This window comes from Azonexus sp. (assembly GCF_041909095.1).
Classification (GTDB): domain Bacteria; phylum Pseudomonadota; class Gammaproteobacteria; order Burkholderiales; family Rhodocyclaceae; genus Azonexus.
In genome coordinates this window covers 115,725-129,339 of the sequence record NZ_JAYREB010000010.1, presented here as the reverse complement: position 1 = coordinate 129,339, position 13,615 = coordinate 115,725, and the positions used below count along the sequence as shown (strand labels likewise).

General features: G+C 63.4%; 17 protein-coding genes. 10 read left to right on the top strand and 7 right to left on the bottom strand.

What is annotated here, in order from left to right:
- Positions 1 to 65 precede the first annotated feature (65 nt).
- On the top strand, positions 66 to 1,082 hold the full coding sequence (locus ACE3OV_RS16125) for a folate-binding protein YgfZ (protein ID WP_374328499.1): 1,017 nt from the start codon (positions 66 to 68) through the stop codon (positions 1,080 to 1,082).
- Between the two features lie 9 nt (positions 1,083 to 1,091).
- Positions 1,092 to 1,841, top strand: a complete 750-nt coding sequence (locus tag ACE3OV_RS16120; protein ID WP_374328498.1) for an NRDE family protein — start codon at positions 1,092 to 1,094, stop codon at positions 1,839 to 1,841.
- Here the strand turns inward: ACE3OV_RS16120 and ACE3OV_RS16115 are convergent.
- Both ACE3OV_RS16115 and tadA read right to left on the bottom strand, forming a co-directional pair.
- Complete coding sequence (locus ACE3OV_RS16115) at positions 1,811 to 2,293, bottom strand: L,D-transpeptidase family protein (RefSeq protein ID WP_374328497.1); 483 nt, start codon at positions 2,291 to 2,293, stop codon at positions 1,811 to 1,813. The genes ACE3OV_RS16120 and ACE3OV_RS16115 overlap by 31 nt on opposite strands.
- Positions 2,290 to 2,748, bottom strand: a complete 459-nt coding sequence (gene tadA / locus ACE3OV_RS16110) for a tRNA adenosine(34) deaminase TadA (protein WP_374328526.1) — start codon at positions 2,746 to 2,748, stop codon at positions 2,290 to 2,292. Before tadA ends, ACE3OV_RS16115 begins: the two co-directional genes overlap by 4 nt.
- A gap of 126 nt (positions 2,749 to 2,874) precedes the next feature.
- On the opposite strand from tadA, the gene ACE3OV_RS16105 reads away from it, so the two are divergent.
- The gene (locus ACE3OV_RS16105) at positions 2,875 to 3,963 is read left to right on the top strand and encodes a calcium/sodium antiporter (protein ID WP_374328496.1); all 1,089 of its coding nucleotides are present in this window, start codon (positions 2,875 to 2,877) and stop codon (positions 3,961 to 3,963) included.
- Here ACE3OV_RS16105 and ACE3OV_RS16100 read toward each other — a convergent pair.
- Positions 3,941 to 4,837: a LysR family transcriptional regulator gene (locus tag ACE3OV_RS16100; RefSeq protein ID WP_374328495.1), complete on the bottom strand. Its 897-nt coding sequence runs from the start codon at positions 4,835 to 4,837 to the stop codon at positions 3,941 to 3,943. The genes ACE3OV_RS16105 and ACE3OV_RS16100 overlap by 23 nt on opposite strands.
- A gap of 93 nt (positions 4,838 to 4,930) precedes the next feature.
- On the opposite strand from ACE3OV_RS16100, the gene ACE3OV_RS16095 reads away from it, so the two are divergent.
- The 5 genes from ACE3OV_RS16095 to ACE3OV_RS16075 all read left to right on the top strand — a co-directional run bounded on the left by ACE3OV_RS16095 (position 4,931) and on the right by ACE3OV_RS16075 (position 8,388).
- Positions 4,931 to 5,734, top strand: a complete 804-nt coding sequence (locus ACE3OV_RS16095) for a class III extradiol ring-cleavage dioxygenase (protein ID WP_374328493.1) — start codon at positions 4,931 to 4,933, stop codon at positions 5,732 to 5,734.
- A gap of 2 nt (positions 5,735 to 5,736) precedes the next feature.
- Entirely contained in the window at positions 5,737 to 6,282 is a 546-nt protein-coding gene (locus tag ACE3OV_RS16090) for a cytochrome b (protein ID WP_374328492.1), read from the top strand.
- A gap of 1 nt (position 6,283) precedes the next feature.
- Positions 6,284 to 6,844: a YceI family protein gene (locus ACE3OV_RS16085; RefSeq protein WP_374328491.1), complete on the top strand. Its 561-nt coding sequence runs from the start codon at positions 6,284 to 6,286 to the stop codon at positions 6,842 to 6,844.
- 25 nt (positions 6,845 to 6,869) lie between these two features.
- Complete coding sequence (locus ACE3OV_RS16080) at positions 6,870 to 7,439, top strand: YceI family protein (RefSeq protein WP_374328490.1); 570 nt, start codon at positions 6,870 to 6,872, stop codon at positions 7,437 to 7,439.
- Positions 7,440 to 7,611: 172 nt separating this feature from the next.
- Positions 7,612 to 8,388 (top strand): hypothetical protein, encoded by a 777-nt coding sequence (locus tag ACE3OV_RS16075; RefSeq protein WP_374328489.1) that lies wholly within the window; start codon positions 7,612 to 7,614, stop codon positions 8,386 to 8,388.
- Positions 8,389 to 8,502: 114 nt separating this feature from the next.
- On the opposite strand, the gene guaA is transcribed toward ACE3OV_RS16075, so the two are convergent.
- Positions 8,503 to 10,137, bottom strand: a complete 1,635-nt coding sequence (gene guaA / locus ACE3OV_RS16070; RefSeq protein WP_374328488.1) for a glutamine-hydrolyzing GMP synthase — start codon at positions 10,135 to 10,137, stop codon at positions 8,503 to 8,505.
- A 60-nt stretch (positions 10,138 to 10,197) separates the two neighbouring features.
- Positions 10,198 to 11,661, bottom strand: coding sequence for an IMP dehydrogenase (gene guaB, locus ACE3OV_RS16065; RefSeq protein WP_374328487.1), 1,464 nt, complete (start codon positions 11,659 to 11,661; stop codon positions 10,198 to 10,200).
- Between guaB and ACE3OV_RS16060 the strand changes: the two genes are divergently transcribed.
- Positions 11,660 to 12,238 (top strand): DUF4124 domain-containing protein, encoded by a 579-nt coding sequence (locus tag ACE3OV_RS16060; RefSeq protein WP_374328486.1) that lies wholly within the window; start codon positions 11,660 to 11,662, stop codon positions 12,236 to 12,238. The two genes, guaB and ACE3OV_RS16060, sit on opposite strands and share 2 nt — an antisense overlap.
- Positions 12,239 to 12,259: 21 nt before the next feature.
- Here ACE3OV_RS16060 and ACE3OV_RS16055 read toward each other — a convergent pair whose 3' ends face one another.
- Together ACE3OV_RS16055 and ACE3OV_RS16050 are read right to left on the bottom strand one after the other, a co-directional pair.
- Positions 12,260 to 12,580 carry an RnfH family protein gene (locus ACE3OV_RS16055; RefSeq protein WP_374328485.1) on the bottom strand — a complete coding sequence of 107 codons (321 nt, stop codon included), beginning with the start codon at positions 12,578 to 12,580 and terminating at the stop codon, positions 12,260 to 12,262.
- Complete coding sequence (locus ACE3OV_RS16050; protein WP_374328484.1) at positions 12,573 to 13,016, bottom strand: type II toxin-antitoxin system RatA family toxin; 444 nt, start codon at positions 13,014 to 13,016, stop codon at positions 12,573 to 12,575. The genes ACE3OV_RS16055 and ACE3OV_RS16050 overlap by 8 nt, the downstream gene beginning before the upstream one ends.
- A gap of 60 nt (positions 13,017 to 13,076) precedes the next feature.
- On the opposite strand from ACE3OV_RS16050, the gene smpB reads away from it, so the two are divergent.
- The gene (smpB, locus tag ACE3OV_RS16045; protein ID WP_374328483.1) at positions 13,077 to 13,526 is read left to right on the top strand and encodes an SsrA-binding protein SmpB; all 450 of its coding nucleotides are present in this window, start codon (positions 13,077 to 13,079) and stop codon (positions 13,524 to 13,526) included.
- Positions 13,527 to 13,615: the final 89 nt, after the last annotated feature.

Below are 13,615 nucleotides of genomic sequence, written 5' to 3'. Positions count from 1 at the left end.
CGGCAAGGCGCATCGGGCGGCTGGCAAAACGGGCGATATAATAGCCCAAACCTCAAGGAGCCCCCATGAATCCCAACTGGCGCAGCTTTCTCGAATCGGCCGAAGCGAACTTCGCCGCCGACGCGACCGACGTACTCGACTTTGGCGACGCTGCCGGCGAACTGCTCGCCGCCAGCCGACAGACCGTCCTCGTTCCCCTCACCCACCTCGCACTGCTCAGCGCCACGGGCGAGGATGCCACGCGCTTCCTGCACAACCAGCTGACCAACGACATCAACCACCTGGCCGAGGGCAAGGCGCAGCACGCCGGCTGGTGTACCGCCAAGGGACGGATGCAGGCCAGTTTCGTCGTCTGGCACAGCGCCGGCCGCTACGCCATGGTGCTGGCCGCTGACCTCCTGGAGGCCACGCGCAAGCGCCTGCAGATGTTCGTGCTGCGCGACAAGGTCAAGCTCGCTGCCGGCGACGACACGGTACTGCTCGGCCTGGCCGGCGCCCAGGCTGGCGAAGCGCTGGGCGATGCCGGCCTGGCCTTGCCCGATGCCGCGCTAACGATCGCCGTCAGCGGCGACATTACCGTCCTGCAAATCGAAGCGCAGCGTTTCATCGTCGCCGCCCCGCTCAGCGCCGCCCCGGCGCTATGGCAGCAGCTCGGCGGCAAGGCGCGGGCGGCCGGCGTGCCGGCCTGGCGCTGGCTCGACGTGCAGGCTGCCTTCCCGCTGGTGACGCTGGCGACCAAGGAAGAATTCGTGCCGCAGATGGCCGACTTCGAGAAGATCGGTGGCGTCAGCTTCCACAAGGGTTGCTACCCGGGCCAGGAAGTCGTCGCCCGCACCCAGTACCTGGGCAAGGTCAAGCGCCACCTCTACCGTCTCAGCGCCGACGTCCCGCTCAAGGCCGGCGACGACCTGTTCTCGCCCGACAATCTGGAGCAGGCGGCCGGCAAGGTGATGACCGCGGCGCCGTCGGCGACTGGCGGTCACGTCGCGCTGGCCGTCGTGCAGTCCAATTTCGCGGCCAACCTGCGGCTCGGCTCGCGTGAAGGAGCGCCGGTCTCGGCGGTCGCCGTCAATCCGGCCTGAGCGCCGGGCATGTGCCTGATCGTCGTCGCTTGGCGGGTGCATGCCGATTACCCGCTGGTAGTCGCCGCCAACCGTGACGAGTTTCATGCCCGGCCAAGCGCTGCCGCCGGCTTCTGGCCAGCGGAACCGGAGATCCTCGGCGGCCGTGACCTCGAAGCCGGTGGCACCTGGCTGGGCGCAACGCGCGGCGGCCGCTTCGCCGCCGTCACCAATGTCCGCGAACCGGGCCGGCCGGCCGGCCGGCGCTCACGCGGCGCGCTGACGGCGGATTTCCTGCGTTCGGCCAACTCGCCCACCGACTACGCAACAAATCTCGTCCTCGACGATTACGCCGGCTTCAACCTGCTGCTCGCCGACAACGACAGCTTGCTCTATCTCTCTAACCGCGACGCCGGCCCGCGCCCGCTGGCGCCCGGCATCTACGGCGTGTCGAACCATCGTCTCGACACGCCCTGGCCCAAGCTGCTCAAGGCCCGCCAGCGCTTTGCCGCGGCCATCGCCACCCTACCCGATCCCGATGCCTGCTTTTCGTTGCTCGCCGATCGCGCCGTCGAACCTGATCACCGCTTGCCCGACACCGGCGTGCCCTTGCCCTGGGAACGTCTGCTTTCGGCGGTCTTCGTGCAGTCGGCGGATTACGGCACCCGTGCCTCGACCGTGCTGCTGCGCGGCAAGGACGGATCAATCACGATATTCGAGAAAAGCTTTAACTCTGACGGACAAGTGATTCAATCTTCAGTGATTTCAACTTCAGAATAGCAGGGAACGTAGTCGAACAACTCGACGATGTCGGCGTTGCGCATGCGCACGCAGCCGTGCGAACCGGGAACGCCCATTTCCGCGCTATCCGGCGAACCGTGAATATAGACGTAGCGGCGCATGGTATCGACGCAACCGAGGCGGTTGTGGCCGGGCAGGCAGCCGGACAGCCAGAGGATGCGGGTGAGTATCCAGTCCCGCCCGGGAAACTGTTCGGCGAGCTCCGGCGTCCAGATTTCGCCGGTCGGCCGGCGGCGGACGAAAACCGTGTTGGCCGGCTGGCCGGCGCCAATCTTGGCGCGAATGATGTGGCGGCCGCGTGGCGTCTGGAAGCTGCCGGAGATTTCACCGACGCCTGCCTTGGCGGTCGACACCGGGTATTCGCGCAATATTGCGCCAGTCTCGTCGACGAGCTGCAAAGTCTGGCGAGCGACCGAAACCAGCAGCTTCATTGCGCTCTCCGGCGCCGACCGGCGAAGAAGGCGGAAAGCAGCCGGCTACATTCGTCGGCGAGCACGCCGCCCTCGACCGTCGCATGGTGATTCAGGCGCTCGACACCGAACAGGTCGACGACGCTGCCATGAACGCCAGTCTTCGGATCACGGGCGCCGTAGATGACGCGGCTGATCCGCGCATGCATGATCGCCCCGGCACACATGGCGCAAGGTTCGAGCGTGACGTAGAGCGCGCAGCCGGGCAGCCGGTAATTGCCGAGGTTGCGGGCGGCATCGCGCAGGGCGGCGATTTCAGCGTGGGCGGTCGGGTCGTGTTCGCCGATCGGCGAGTTGAAGCCGCGGCCGACGATCTTCCCATCAAGGACGACAACCGCCCCGACCGGCACTTCGCCAAGGCATTCGGCGGCTTGCGCCAGCGAGATCGCCTCGCGCATGAAATATTCGTCGCCCAGGGCGGGAAATGAGGAGTCAGCAGAATTTTCCGAAGTCATCGTCCGAGGCGCTGCGGCAAGGCGGGGGCGTAGTATACCGCAGCCACTTCATCAGCTTCCCGGCCCCTTTTTGCGCAGACCAGACCTATGTTGGAACATCTCCTGTTTTTCATCCTCGGCCTCGCCGCCCTGACCCTGGGCGCCGAACTGATGGTTCGCGGCGCCGCCCGCCTGGCGCTGACCTTCGGCATCTCGCCCTTGGTCGTCGGCCTGACCATCGTCGCTTTCGGTACCAGCGCGCCCGAAATGGCGGTCTCCGCCGGCGCCGCGCTCAGCGGTTCGGGCGACCTGGCGATCGGCAACGTGGTCGGCAGCAACATCGCCAACGTCCTGCTGATCCTCGGCCTATCGGCGCTGATCGTGCCGCTGGCGGTCAACGAGCAGATCATCCGTCAGGAGATCCCGATCATGATCGGTGCCAGCCTGCTCTTCCTGGTCCTGGCGCTCGACGGCAACCTGAGTCGTGGCGAGGGCGCACTGCTGTTCGCGCTGGTGATTGCCTACACGGTCTTTCTGGTGACCCAGTCGCGCCGGGCCAGCAAGGCGGTAGAAGCCGAATTCGCCGACGAAATGCCTGATACCAGCAGCCGCTGGGACGCGCACTGGAGCGTCCAGTTGTTGCTGGTCGCCGGCGGCCTCGGCCTGCTCGTCCTCGGCGCGGACTGGCTGGTCGATGCGGCGGTGGCGGTCGCCCGCGCCTTTGGCGTCAGCGATCTGGTGATCGGCCTCACCGTCGTCGCGGTCGGCACCTCGATGCCGGAAATCGCCACCTCGCTGGTCGCCGCCTGGCGCGGTGAGCGCGACATCGCGGTCGGCAACGTGGTCGGCAGCAACATCTTCAACGTTTTCGCAGTGCTCGGCTTCGCCAGCCTGATCGCCGACGGCGGCATCGTCGTCTCCGAGGCGGCGCGTAATTTCGACCTCTGGGTCATGCTCGCGGTCGCCTTCGCCTGCCTGCCGATCGTCGTCACCGGCCGTGAGATCGCGCGCTGGGAAGGCGGCGTCTTCCTCGCTTACTACGTCGCTTACACGCTCTATCTGGTGCTTTCGGCAACGCAGCATGAGAGCCTGCCTGCATTCTCGTCGGCGATGCTGGGTTACGTGCTGCCGCTGACGGTGATCACGTTGATCGTCAGTTTCGTGCGTAACGGGATCAAGACGCCGCCGGCGGCCTGAGTCCGGCGGCCAGGAAGTCGATCAGCACGCGGACCCGGTGCGGCACGTGGCGGTTGCCCGGAAGTAGCGCGTAGATCCCGAGTTCCGGCTGCGGAAAGTCCTCCAGCACGGTCTCGATGCGGCCGGCGGTGAGCGCCGCCTCGACGATGAAATCCGGCTGCAGGGTGATGCCCAGGCCTTGCGCCGCCGCCTCGACCAGCACATCGCCATTGTTGGCCTGGATCCGGCTGCGCACGGGAAATGCCCGTAACTGACCGTCAACCGTGAACTGCCATTGCTGGGTATTGCCACCTGCCGCGTAGGCAAGGCATTCGTGGTGCAACAATTCGCCCGGATGGCGCGGCCGGCCGTGGCGGGCCAGGTAATCCGGCGCCGCCACCGCGTGCAGGCGGATGCTGCCGATGCGGCGGGCGACATCGCCACCGGCCAGTTGGCGCGTGATACGTAGCGAGAGGTCAATCCCCTCTTCAATCAGTTTCACCGGGCGGTCGCTGTAATCCATGTCCAGCGTCACTTCCGGGTAGCGCCGGGCGAAGTCGAGCAGGAGCGGTGCCACCCGCTTGAGGCCGAAACTGAGCGGCACGCTGACGCGCAGATGACCGCGCGGCGCCTGGTTTTCATCGCTCAATTCGCTTTCCGCCGCCTCAACCAGGTTGAGAATGACCCGGCATTTTTCCAGGTAGGCGGCGCCGGCAGCGGTCAGCGACAGCCGCCGCGTGCTGCGCGCCATCAGCTTGACGCCGAGGCGACTCTCCAACCCGGCAACCTGGCGCGTCACCACTGAACGGGCGACGTCGAGCTGCAGGGCGACGGCGGAGAAACTCCCGAGTTCGGCGACCCGGACGAACAGGCGCATCGCGTCGAGACGGTCCATTGTTGCATATCCAGCAATAATAATTTCCATATTGTCGGCTATTTCGCTCAGGCGATGGCGAATAAAGTACGTCCATCGCACAGGAGTCATGCCATGACCTTACCGCTTCCCACCCTCTTCGTTCCGCACGGCGCGCCAACCTTCGCGCTCCGGCCGGGCGCCGCCGGCGCCGCGCTGGCCCGGCAGGCAGCGACGCTGCCGTTGCCGCGGGCAATCGTCGTCGTCAGCCCGCACTGGGATACCGCCGTCGCCACCGTCGGCAGTGCCGAACGCCTGGAAACCATCCACGATTTCTGGGGTTTCCCGCCCGAGCTCTACACGCTGAACTACCCGGCCAGCGGCTGCCCCGAAGCCGCCGCCGAAGTCGTCGCCGCTCTGAGGGCCGCCGGCCTGGCGGTCGACATCGACCGCAATCGCGGCCTCGACCACGGCGCCTGGGTGCCATTGCGACTGATGTTCCCGGACGCGCAGATCCCGGTCATTCCGCTGTCGCTGCAGAGCCGCGGCGGGCCGCAGCAGGCCTGGCAACTGGGCCGGGCGCTGACGCCGCTGGTCGAGCGCGGCTTCCTGATCGTCGCTTCCGGCAACATCACCCACAACCTGCGCGACTTCCAGCGCGCCTACGCTGCAGGCGGCCAGACGCCCGCCTACGTCCGCGAGTTCGCCGACTGGCTCGATGCGCAACTGGTCGCCGGCAAACGCGACGCCCTGCTCGACTATCGCCAGCTAGCCCCCGGCGCCGTTCAGGCCCACCCGACCGAAGAGCACCTGCTGCCGCTCTTCGTCGCCCTCGGCGCGGCCGGCGACGACGCCCACTACGAACGTTTCCATGCAGGCATCGACGACTACGTGCTGGCGATGGATGCCTACCAGTTTCTGCCCCAGCAAGGAGCTTGACCATGAAAAACCATTACACCGCCACCGCCAAGTCCCTGCACTGGGTCATGGCCGTCCTGATCATCGGCCTGCTCGCCCTCGGCTTTTACATGCAGGACCTGCCGCTATCGCCCGAGAAGCTGAAGCTCTATTCCTGGCACAAGTGGGCCGGTGTCACCGCCTTCCTGCTCGTCCTCGTCCGCCTCGCCTGGCGCGCCGGTCATCGCCCGCCGCCCTTGCCAACGAGCATGGCGAAGCCGCTGCAACTGGCGGCGCACGGCGGCCACCTGGCGCTCTACGGGCTGATGCTGGCGATGCCGCTGTCCGGCTGGCTGATGAGTTCGGCCAAGGGCTTCCAGACCGTCTGGTTCGGCCTGCTGCCGATCCCCGACCTGCTGGCCAAGGACAAGGCACTGGGCGACCTGCTGCAGAACGTGCATGCGACGTTGGCCGTACTTTTCGTCCTGATCCTCGTCGGCCACGTTGCCGCCGCCCTCAAACACCACCTCATCGACCGCGACGACATCCTGACCCGGATGTTGCCTGCCCGCCCCACCACGGAGAACTGACATGAAACACGCCATATCCACCCTCGCCCTGCTCGCCGCGCTGTCACCACTGAGCGCCGGCGCCGTCGAATACAACCAGGTGCTGCCGGCCAAGAGCAGCGTCGCCTTCACCTACCAGCAGATGGGCGTCGCAGTCGACGGCCAGTTCCGCAAGTTTTCCGGTCAGCTATCGTTCGACCCGGCCAAACCGACCGCCGCCCGCGTCAGCTTCGACGTCGAACTGGCCAGTGTCGACACCGGTGCACCGGAAGGCGACGCCGAAGTCGCCGGCAAGCCGTGGTTCAACACCGCCGCTTTCCCGGTCGCCCGCTTCGTTTCCAGCAGCGTCAAGGCACTCGGCGGCAACCGCTACGAAGTCGCCGGCAAGCTGACGATCAAAGGCCGCACCCAGGATGTCGTCGTTCCTGCCACCTTCACCGCGCAGGGCGCCAGCGGCGTCTTCGAAGGCGCCTTCACGCTGCGCCGCGCCGATTTCGCCATCGGCGAAGGTAGCTGGGCCAAGTTCGACATCGTCGCCAACGATGTCCGCCTCAAGTTCCGTATCGCCGCCAGCGGCAAGTAACCCCCAACCCCAAGGAGAAAACCCCATGAAAAAGCAACTCGCCAGCCTCGTCCTCGCCCTCGCCGCCGCCAGCCCGGTCCTCGCCGCGCCGGAAACCTACACGGTCGACGGCACCCACACTTTCCCGCGCTTCTCGTACAGCCACTTCGGCTACTCGACCCAGCTCTCACGCTTCAACAGCACCAGCGGCAAGGTCGTCTATGACGCCGCCGCCAGGACCGGCACAGTCGACATCGTGATTGACGCCAAATCCGTCGACACCGGCTACGCCACCTTCAACGAACACATCCAGGGCGAGGATTTACTCGACACCGCCAAATTCCCGACTGCCACCTTCAAATCGACCAAGGTCGTCTTCGAGGGCGACAAGCCGGCCAGAATCGAAGGCCAACTGACGATCAAGGGCGTCACCAAGCCGGTCACGCTGACCGTCACCGACTTCAAGGCGGCGCCGCACCCGATGCTGAAGAAGAAGGCCATCGGCGCCAACGCCTGGACCGTGATCAAGCGCTCCGAATTCAACGCCGGCAAGTTCGCCCCCTACGTCGGCGACGACGTGCGCATCGATGTCGCGATAGAGGCGATTGCGCAGTAAGCGACTGATCGGGAAATGAAAACGGCGCCTTGCGAGGCGCCGTTTTTGTTGTCAGCCGGAGGACGGATCATTCATACTTGCACTGAACCCATTCGGCAGCCTTATCAACGGAATACATGACTCTGCAAGCAAAATCGTGATCGATGCCTAGCCGCCAAAGGAGGTGCTAGCGATGGAAACTGGTGGAGTGCGTATCGTGATTGAGGGCGGGATCGACTCCTATATCGCCGCCGCCAATGAAACGACTTCCAAATTGCTGGACTCAAGCGCCCCGATAGTGGTGGCACTTAGGGAATACGACACATATTTTCGTGAAGGACTTTGGCAGGAACATCAACTCACCGCAGTCCCGCTCGTGCTATGCATGAACGCGTACCAACTCTTCCTGGCTGGCTCGCGCATGGCCCTGAGCGGCCATTGTGCCGCTGTTTTTCCGCTACTACGCACGGCACTCGAATCGGCAGCCTATGCCAGTTTGATGACGCATGACCCTGATTTGCAAGAGATTTGGTGCCGCAGACATCAAGGAGAAAAGGAAAAAAAGGCTTGTCGAAAAGCATTCACATTCGAGAAAGCAATCGCACCATTGAAGGAGCGTGCTCCCGATATTCATGCGCTCGCTGCTCTCGGCTACGAAGGTGCCATTGACTACGGCGCACATCCCAATATCAAAGGTATTTTCGGCCATGTGTCCATAGGCGAGCAGCCGGCTGACCGCTTTATCGCGGTGAGCCATACCAGTCTTTACGGAGCAAGCCACATCGAGACGATCCGCGGTCTTTGCGCCTGCCTCGATTTCGGCCTTGCAATCATCGCCATCATCGCTTTGTCATCCCCTGTGATCAGCGACACGATGCTGGCTGAGCTTGATCATCTCAATGAAGCGAAGAACGTCGCAACTGAAAGTTACACACTGGAAGTCGATTCGTCGCGAACAAATAACGAATAACGAATAATCGCGCGATAAAAAATATTCCCAAGAAACACCAAAAGAAATCAAAAAAGCCCGCAATGACGCGGGCTTAGATGTCTATTCTACTCGTTGCCATCTGGTGGCACGGAATCATTCCCACTCAATCGTCGCCGGTGGCTTGCCGGACACGTCGTACACCACCCGGTTCAGCCCGCGCACTTCGTTGATGATACGGTTGGAAACGCGGCCGAGCAATTCGTACGGCAGGTGCGCCCAGTGCGCGGTCATGAAGTCGCTGGTGACGACGGCGCGCAGCGCAACCACGTTCTCGTAGGTGCGGCCGTCGCCCATGACGCCAACGCTCTTGACCGGCAGGAAAACGGCAAAGGCCTGACTGGTCAGGTCGTACCAGGTCTTGCCGATGTCGGCCTCGGTGCAGGCACCGGTGGCGACATCGCGCTCGGTGGCAACCGTGGCGCGCAGTTCGTCAATGAAGATCGCATCGGCGCGTTGCAGGAGGTGCGCCGCCTTGAGCGTGACTTCACCAAGGATGCGCACACCCAGACCGGGGCCGGGGAAGGGGTGGCGATAGACCATCTCACGCGGCAAGCCGAGCGCCACGCCGAGCTCACGGACTTCGTCCTTGAACAACTCGCGCAGCGGCTCGAGCAGCTTGAGGTGCATGTCTTCCGGCAGCCCGCCGACATTGTGGTGGCTCTTGATGGTATGGGCGCCCTTCTTGCCCTTGCCGGCCGACTCGATCACGTCCGGGTAGATGGTGCCCTGAGCCAGCCACTTGGCCGACACCAGCTTCTTCGACTCGGCCTGGAAGACTTCGACGAACTCCTTGCCGATGATCTTGCGCTTCTGCTCCGGGTCGGAGACGCCGGCCAGCTTGCCCATGAAGTCATCGACCGCATCGACGCGGATGACCTTGACGCCGAGGTTGCGCGCGAACATGTCCATGACCATGTCGCCTTCGTTCAGGCGCAACAGGCCATGATCGACGAAGACGCAGGTGAGTTGATCGCCAATGGCGCGATGGATCAATGCTGCGGCAACGCTGGAATCGACGCCGCCGGACAGACCGAGAATGACGTCGTCGCTGCCGACCTGGGCGCGGATCGCCTCGACGGCTTCGGCAATGTAGTCGCCCATCACCCAGTCGGTACCGCAGCCGCAGATGCCATGCACGAAGCGTTCGAGGATCGCCCTGCCCTGCAGTGTGTGGGTGACTTCCGGGTGGAACTGGACAGCGTAGAACTTGCGGCTCTCGTCTGCCATCGCTGCAATCGGGCAGGACGGCGTGGACGCCATGGTCTTGAAGCCGGGCGGCAGTTCCATCACGGAATCGCCGTGGCTCATCCACACCTTGAGCATGCCGTGGCCTTCGGCCGTGGTGAAGTCGGCAATGTCCTTCAATAGCGCGGTGTGACCATGCGCCCGCACTTCCGAGTAACCGAACTCACGCGCCTTGCCGGCCGCTTCGGCAGTCATCACCTGGCCGCCCAGTTGCTGCGCCATGGTCTGCATGCCGTAGCAGATGCCGAGCACCGGAATGCCCAACTCGAAAACGATTTTCGGCGCGCGCGGCGTGTCGCCCTCGGTCACCGAGTTCGGACCACCGGAGAGGATGATGCCCTGGGCGCCGTAGTTGCGGATGAAATCATCCGAGACGTCGTAAGGATGGATTTCGCAGAAGACCTTGGCTTCGCGCACGCGGCGGGCGATCAGCTGGGTGACCTGGGAACCGAAATCGAGGATGAGGATTTTCTGGTGGGACATATTCACAACCTTGAATGAAAAAGGCGGCTGAATTAGCCGCCCTTCTGGACACTGGAACGATCAGTCGAGGTGATAGTTCGGCGCTTCCTTGGTGATCTGCACGTCGTGCACGTGCGATTCGCGGATGCCGGCCGAAGTGATTTCGACGAAACAGGCCTTCTCGTGCATGTCGGCGATGGTCGGCGTGCCCAGGTAACCCATCGACGAGCGCAGGCCGCCCATCAGCTGGTGGATCACGGCGAGCACCGAACCCTTGTACGGGACGCGGCCTTCGATGCCTTCCGGGACGAACTTGTCGACGTTGCCGGTGTTCTCCTGGAAGTAACGATCTGAGGAGCCAGCCTGCATCGCGCCAAGCGAACCCATGCCGCGGTAGGACTTGTACGAGCGGCCCTGGAACAGCTCGACCTCGCCCGGCGCCTCCTCGGTGCCGGCGAACAGGCCACCGAGCATGACCGTGTCGGCACCAGCGGCAATCGCCTTGGCGATGTCGCCGGAGTAGCGGATGCCGCCGTCGGCGATCATCGGCACGCCGGTGCCCCTGAGGGCTTCGGAAACGTTCTGGATGGCGGTGATCTGCGGCACGCCGACACCGGCGACGATACGCGTGGTGCAGATCGAACCGGGGCCGATGCCGACCTTGACGCCGTCGGCGCCAGCATCGACCAGCGCGCGCGCGGCGTCGGCGGTGGCGATGTTGCCGCCGATGACCTGAATCTGCGGGAAATTCTGCTTCACCCAACGCACGCGATCGAGCACGCCCTGCGAGTGACCGTGGGCGGTATCGACGACGACGACGTCGACGCCGGCTTCGGCCAGCAGTTCGACGCGCTCTTCCGTACCGGCACCGACGCCGACCGCAGCACCGGCGCGCAGGCGGCCGCTGGCATCCTTGTTGGCGAGCGGATGTTCGGTGGACTTGAGGATGTCCTTGACGGTGATCAGACCGCGCAGTTCGAAGGCGTCATTGACGACCAGAACGCGTTCCAGACGATGCGTGCGGATCAGTTCCTTGGCCTCCTCGACGCCGGCTTCCTCGCCGACGGTGACCAGACGCTTGCGCGGCGTCATGATCGACTTGACCGGCTGGTCGAGATTGGTCTCGAAACGCAGGTCGCGGTTGGTGACGATACCAACCACCTTGCCCGACTTGTCGATCACCGGCAAGCCGGAAATCTTGTGCTGGCGGGTGATTTCGAGCACGTCGCGCACCGTCATGTTCGGCGTCACGGTGATCGGATCGCGCAGGATACCCGACTCGAAACGCTTGACCTTGGCCACTTCGGCAGCCTGGGCGCGGGACGTGAGATTCTTGTGGATGATGCCAATGCCACCTTCCTGGGCCATGGCAATGGCCAGACGGCCTTCCGTCACGGTATCCATGGCGGCGGAGAGCAAGGGCAGGTTCAGGGTGATGTTGCGCGTCAGGCGGGTAGACAGGCTGACATCGCGCGGCAGAACTTGAGAATGAGCGGGGACGAGCAGGACGTCGTCGAAAGTGAGGGCTTTTTGCAGAAGTCGCATGGCCTTTGATCCAAGGTCACAAAATCGTATTATACAGAAATCCGAGCCACGCCTTCACGAGCCAATCATGAACAAAGCCCTGTTTGCCGCACTATTGGTCGCCCCCGTCGTCATGCTCAGCGCTGCCCATGGGCAAACTTACCAATGGAAGGACAGCAGCGGCAAGACCGTGATTTCCGACACCCCACCACCCGGCTCAGCCAAGGGCAGCCGTTCGATCGGCGCCAAGCAGCCGGCAGTCGTCACCGGCAGCGCAGAAAACGCAACCGAAAACGGGACAGCGGAAAAAGCCAAGGCTGCGAGCAGCGAGCCACAGACCGTGGCCGAGAAGGAGCTCGATTTCCGCAAGCGGCAACAGGAAGCCCGGGAGAAGGCCGAGAAGGAAGAAAAGGAAGCCGCTGCCGCTCGCCAGAAACGCGAAACCTGCGAACGCGCCCGCAACAATTACCGGATGCTGCAGTCCGATACGCCGATATCGCAGGCGGACAGCAAGGGAAACCTGCAGACCATGGATGCGGCAAGGCGCAGCCAGGAACTTGAGCGTACGCGGCGCATCATGCAGGAAGCCTGCAAGTAGGCAGCGCCGACCTCAGCGCAATCAGGCGTCGGCGTCCCCGGCGCCTTTTTTCATGACCTTGCCTTCGGCAGCACGCTGCTTGCGCACCTCCTTAGGGTCGGCGATCAGCGGCCGATAGATTTCCACGCGATCGAAATCGCGGAGCACGGCATCGAGCTTGGAAAGCTTGTTCCAGATGCCGAACTTGTTTTTCTGGAGGTCGATTTCCGGATACTTCGCCAGCAAGCCGGAAGCCTCGACCGCCTGCTGCAAGGTGGCACCCGACGCCAGACGCAGACGAATCACCTCCTGGCGCAGTGACAGCGGGTAGCAGACTTCGACATTGATCATTTCATCAGCCATGACTGGCTCCATAAACCTGCGCCGCACGGCGCACGAAGGCATCGACAAAGGTATTGGCGATGTGGCTGAACACCGGACCGATCACCTTTTCAAACAACTTGCTGGAGAACTCGTAGTGCAAGCGGAATTCGATCTTGCAGGCGTGCTCGGCGAGCGGCCGGAAGTGCCAGGCACCTTCGAGACGGCGGAAAGGACCATCGACCAGGCGAATCTTCATCAGGGTCGGAATTTCCTTGTCGTTCTCGGTGGTGAAGCTCGACTTCACCGCATGGTAGTTGATATGCAGGGTGGCAATCGTTTTCCGCTCGTCACGGTGCTTCAGTTCGGTACGGCTGCACCACGGCAGAAAGGCGGGATAATCCTCGCAACGATCAACCAGTTCGAACATCTGCAACGCCGAGTATTCGATCAAGACGGTTTTTTCGACCTGGGCCATGCTGCGGCGGTATTCCTGTAATCCTGTAGAATTGCGGATTTTAATGGAACGCGCGGCAGCATGAGCATCACGGTCAATAAAAAAGCCTTTCACGACTACTTCATCGAAGAGAAGTACGAGGCCGGCATCGTGCTCGAAGGCTGGGAGGTCAAGGCGATCCGCGCCGCCCGGATGAACATCAAGGAATCCTACGTGATCATCCGCCACGGCGAATTGTTCCTGATCGGCATGCACATCACGCCGCTATCGACCGCGTCCAGCCACAACCACCACGATCCGGTACGCACCCGCAAGCTGTTGCTGCACGCCCGCGAGATCGGCAAGCTGATCGGCAAGGTCGAACGCGCCGGCTATGCACTGATTCCCCTCGACCTGCACTTCGTCCGCGGCCGCATCAAACTCGAAATCGGCCTCGCCAAGGGCAAAAAACAACATGACAAACGTGCCGACCAGCAAGAGAAGGAAGGTAAACGCGAGGCCCAACGGGCGATGAAGGAGAAATTGCGGTGATCGGCACGTTTTCGGCGCAGGCTAACTCGCGTAGCGATGTTAAGCCGCGTAGCGGCGGCCGTAGCCACAAACGTGCCGACCAACAAGAG

Excerpts from the sequence above, each read along its gene's own strand:
- ACE3OV_RS16125 (WP_374328499.1), top strand. The coding sequence starts at position 66 with ATGAATCCCAACTGGCGCAGCTTTCTCGAATCGGCCGAAGCGAACTTC.
- ACE3OV_RS16120 (WP_374328498.1), top strand. The coding sequence starts at position 1,092 with ATGTGCCTGATCGTCGTCGCTTGGCGGGTGCATGCCGATTACCCGCTG.
- ACE3OV_RS16115 (WP_374328497.1), bottom strand. The coding sequence starts at position 2,293 with ATGAAGCTGCTGGTTTCGGTCGCTCGCCAGACTTTGCAGCTCGTCGAC.
- ACE3OV_RS16105 (WP_374328496.1), top strand. The coding sequence starts at position 2,875 with ATGTTGGAACATCTCCTGTTTTTCATCCTCGGCCTCGCCGCCCTGACC.
- ACE3OV_RS16100 (WP_374328495.1), bottom strand. The coding sequence starts at position 4,837 with ATGGACCGTCTCGACGCGATGCGCCTGTTCGTCCGGGTCGCCGAACTC.
- ACE3OV_RS16095 (WP_374328493.1), top strand. The coding sequence starts at position 4,931 with ATGACCTTACCGCTTCCCACCCTCTTCGTTCCGCACGGCGCGCCAACC.
- ACE3OV_RS16090 (WP_374328492.1), top strand. The coding sequence starts at position 5,737 with ATGAAAAACCATTACACCGCCACCGCCAAGTCCCTGCACTGGGTCATG.
- ACE3OV_RS16085 (WP_374328491.1), top strand. The coding sequence starts at position 6,284 with ATGAAACACGCCATATCCACCCTCGCCCTGCTCGCCGCGCTGTCACCA.
- ACE3OV_RS16080 (WP_374328490.1), top strand. The coding sequence starts at position 6,870 with ATGAAAAAGCAACTCGCCAGCCTCGTCCTCGCCCTCGCCGCCGCCAGC.
- ACE3OV_RS16075 (WP_374328489.1), top strand. The coding sequence starts at position 7,612 with ATGGAAACTGGTGGAGTGCGTATCGTGATTGAGGGCGGGATCGACTCC.
- guaA (WP_374328488.1), bottom strand. The coding sequence starts at position 10,137 with ATGTCCCACCAGAAAATCCTCATCCTCGATTTCGGTTCCCAGGTCACC.
- ACE3OV_RS16060 (WP_374328486.1), top strand. The coding sequence starts at position 11,660 with ATGGCCTTTGATCCAAGGTCACAAAATCGTATTATACAGAAATCCGAG.
- guaB (WP_374328487.1), bottom strand. The coding sequence starts at position 11,661 with ATGCGACTTCTGCAAAAAGCCCTCACTTTCGACGACGTCCTGCTCGTC.
- ACE3OV_RS16055 (WP_374328485.1), bottom strand. The coding sequence starts at position 12,580 with ATGGCTGATGAAATGATCAATGTCGAAGTCTGCTACCCGCTGTCACTG.
- ACE3OV_RS16050 (WP_374328484.1), bottom strand. The coding sequence starts at position 13,016 with ATGGCCCAGGTCGAAAAAACCGTCTTGATCGAATACTCGGCGTTGCAG.
- smpB (WP_374328483.1), top strand. The coding sequence starts at position 13,077 with ATGAGCATCACGGTCAATAAAAAAGCCTTTCACGACTACTTCATCGAA.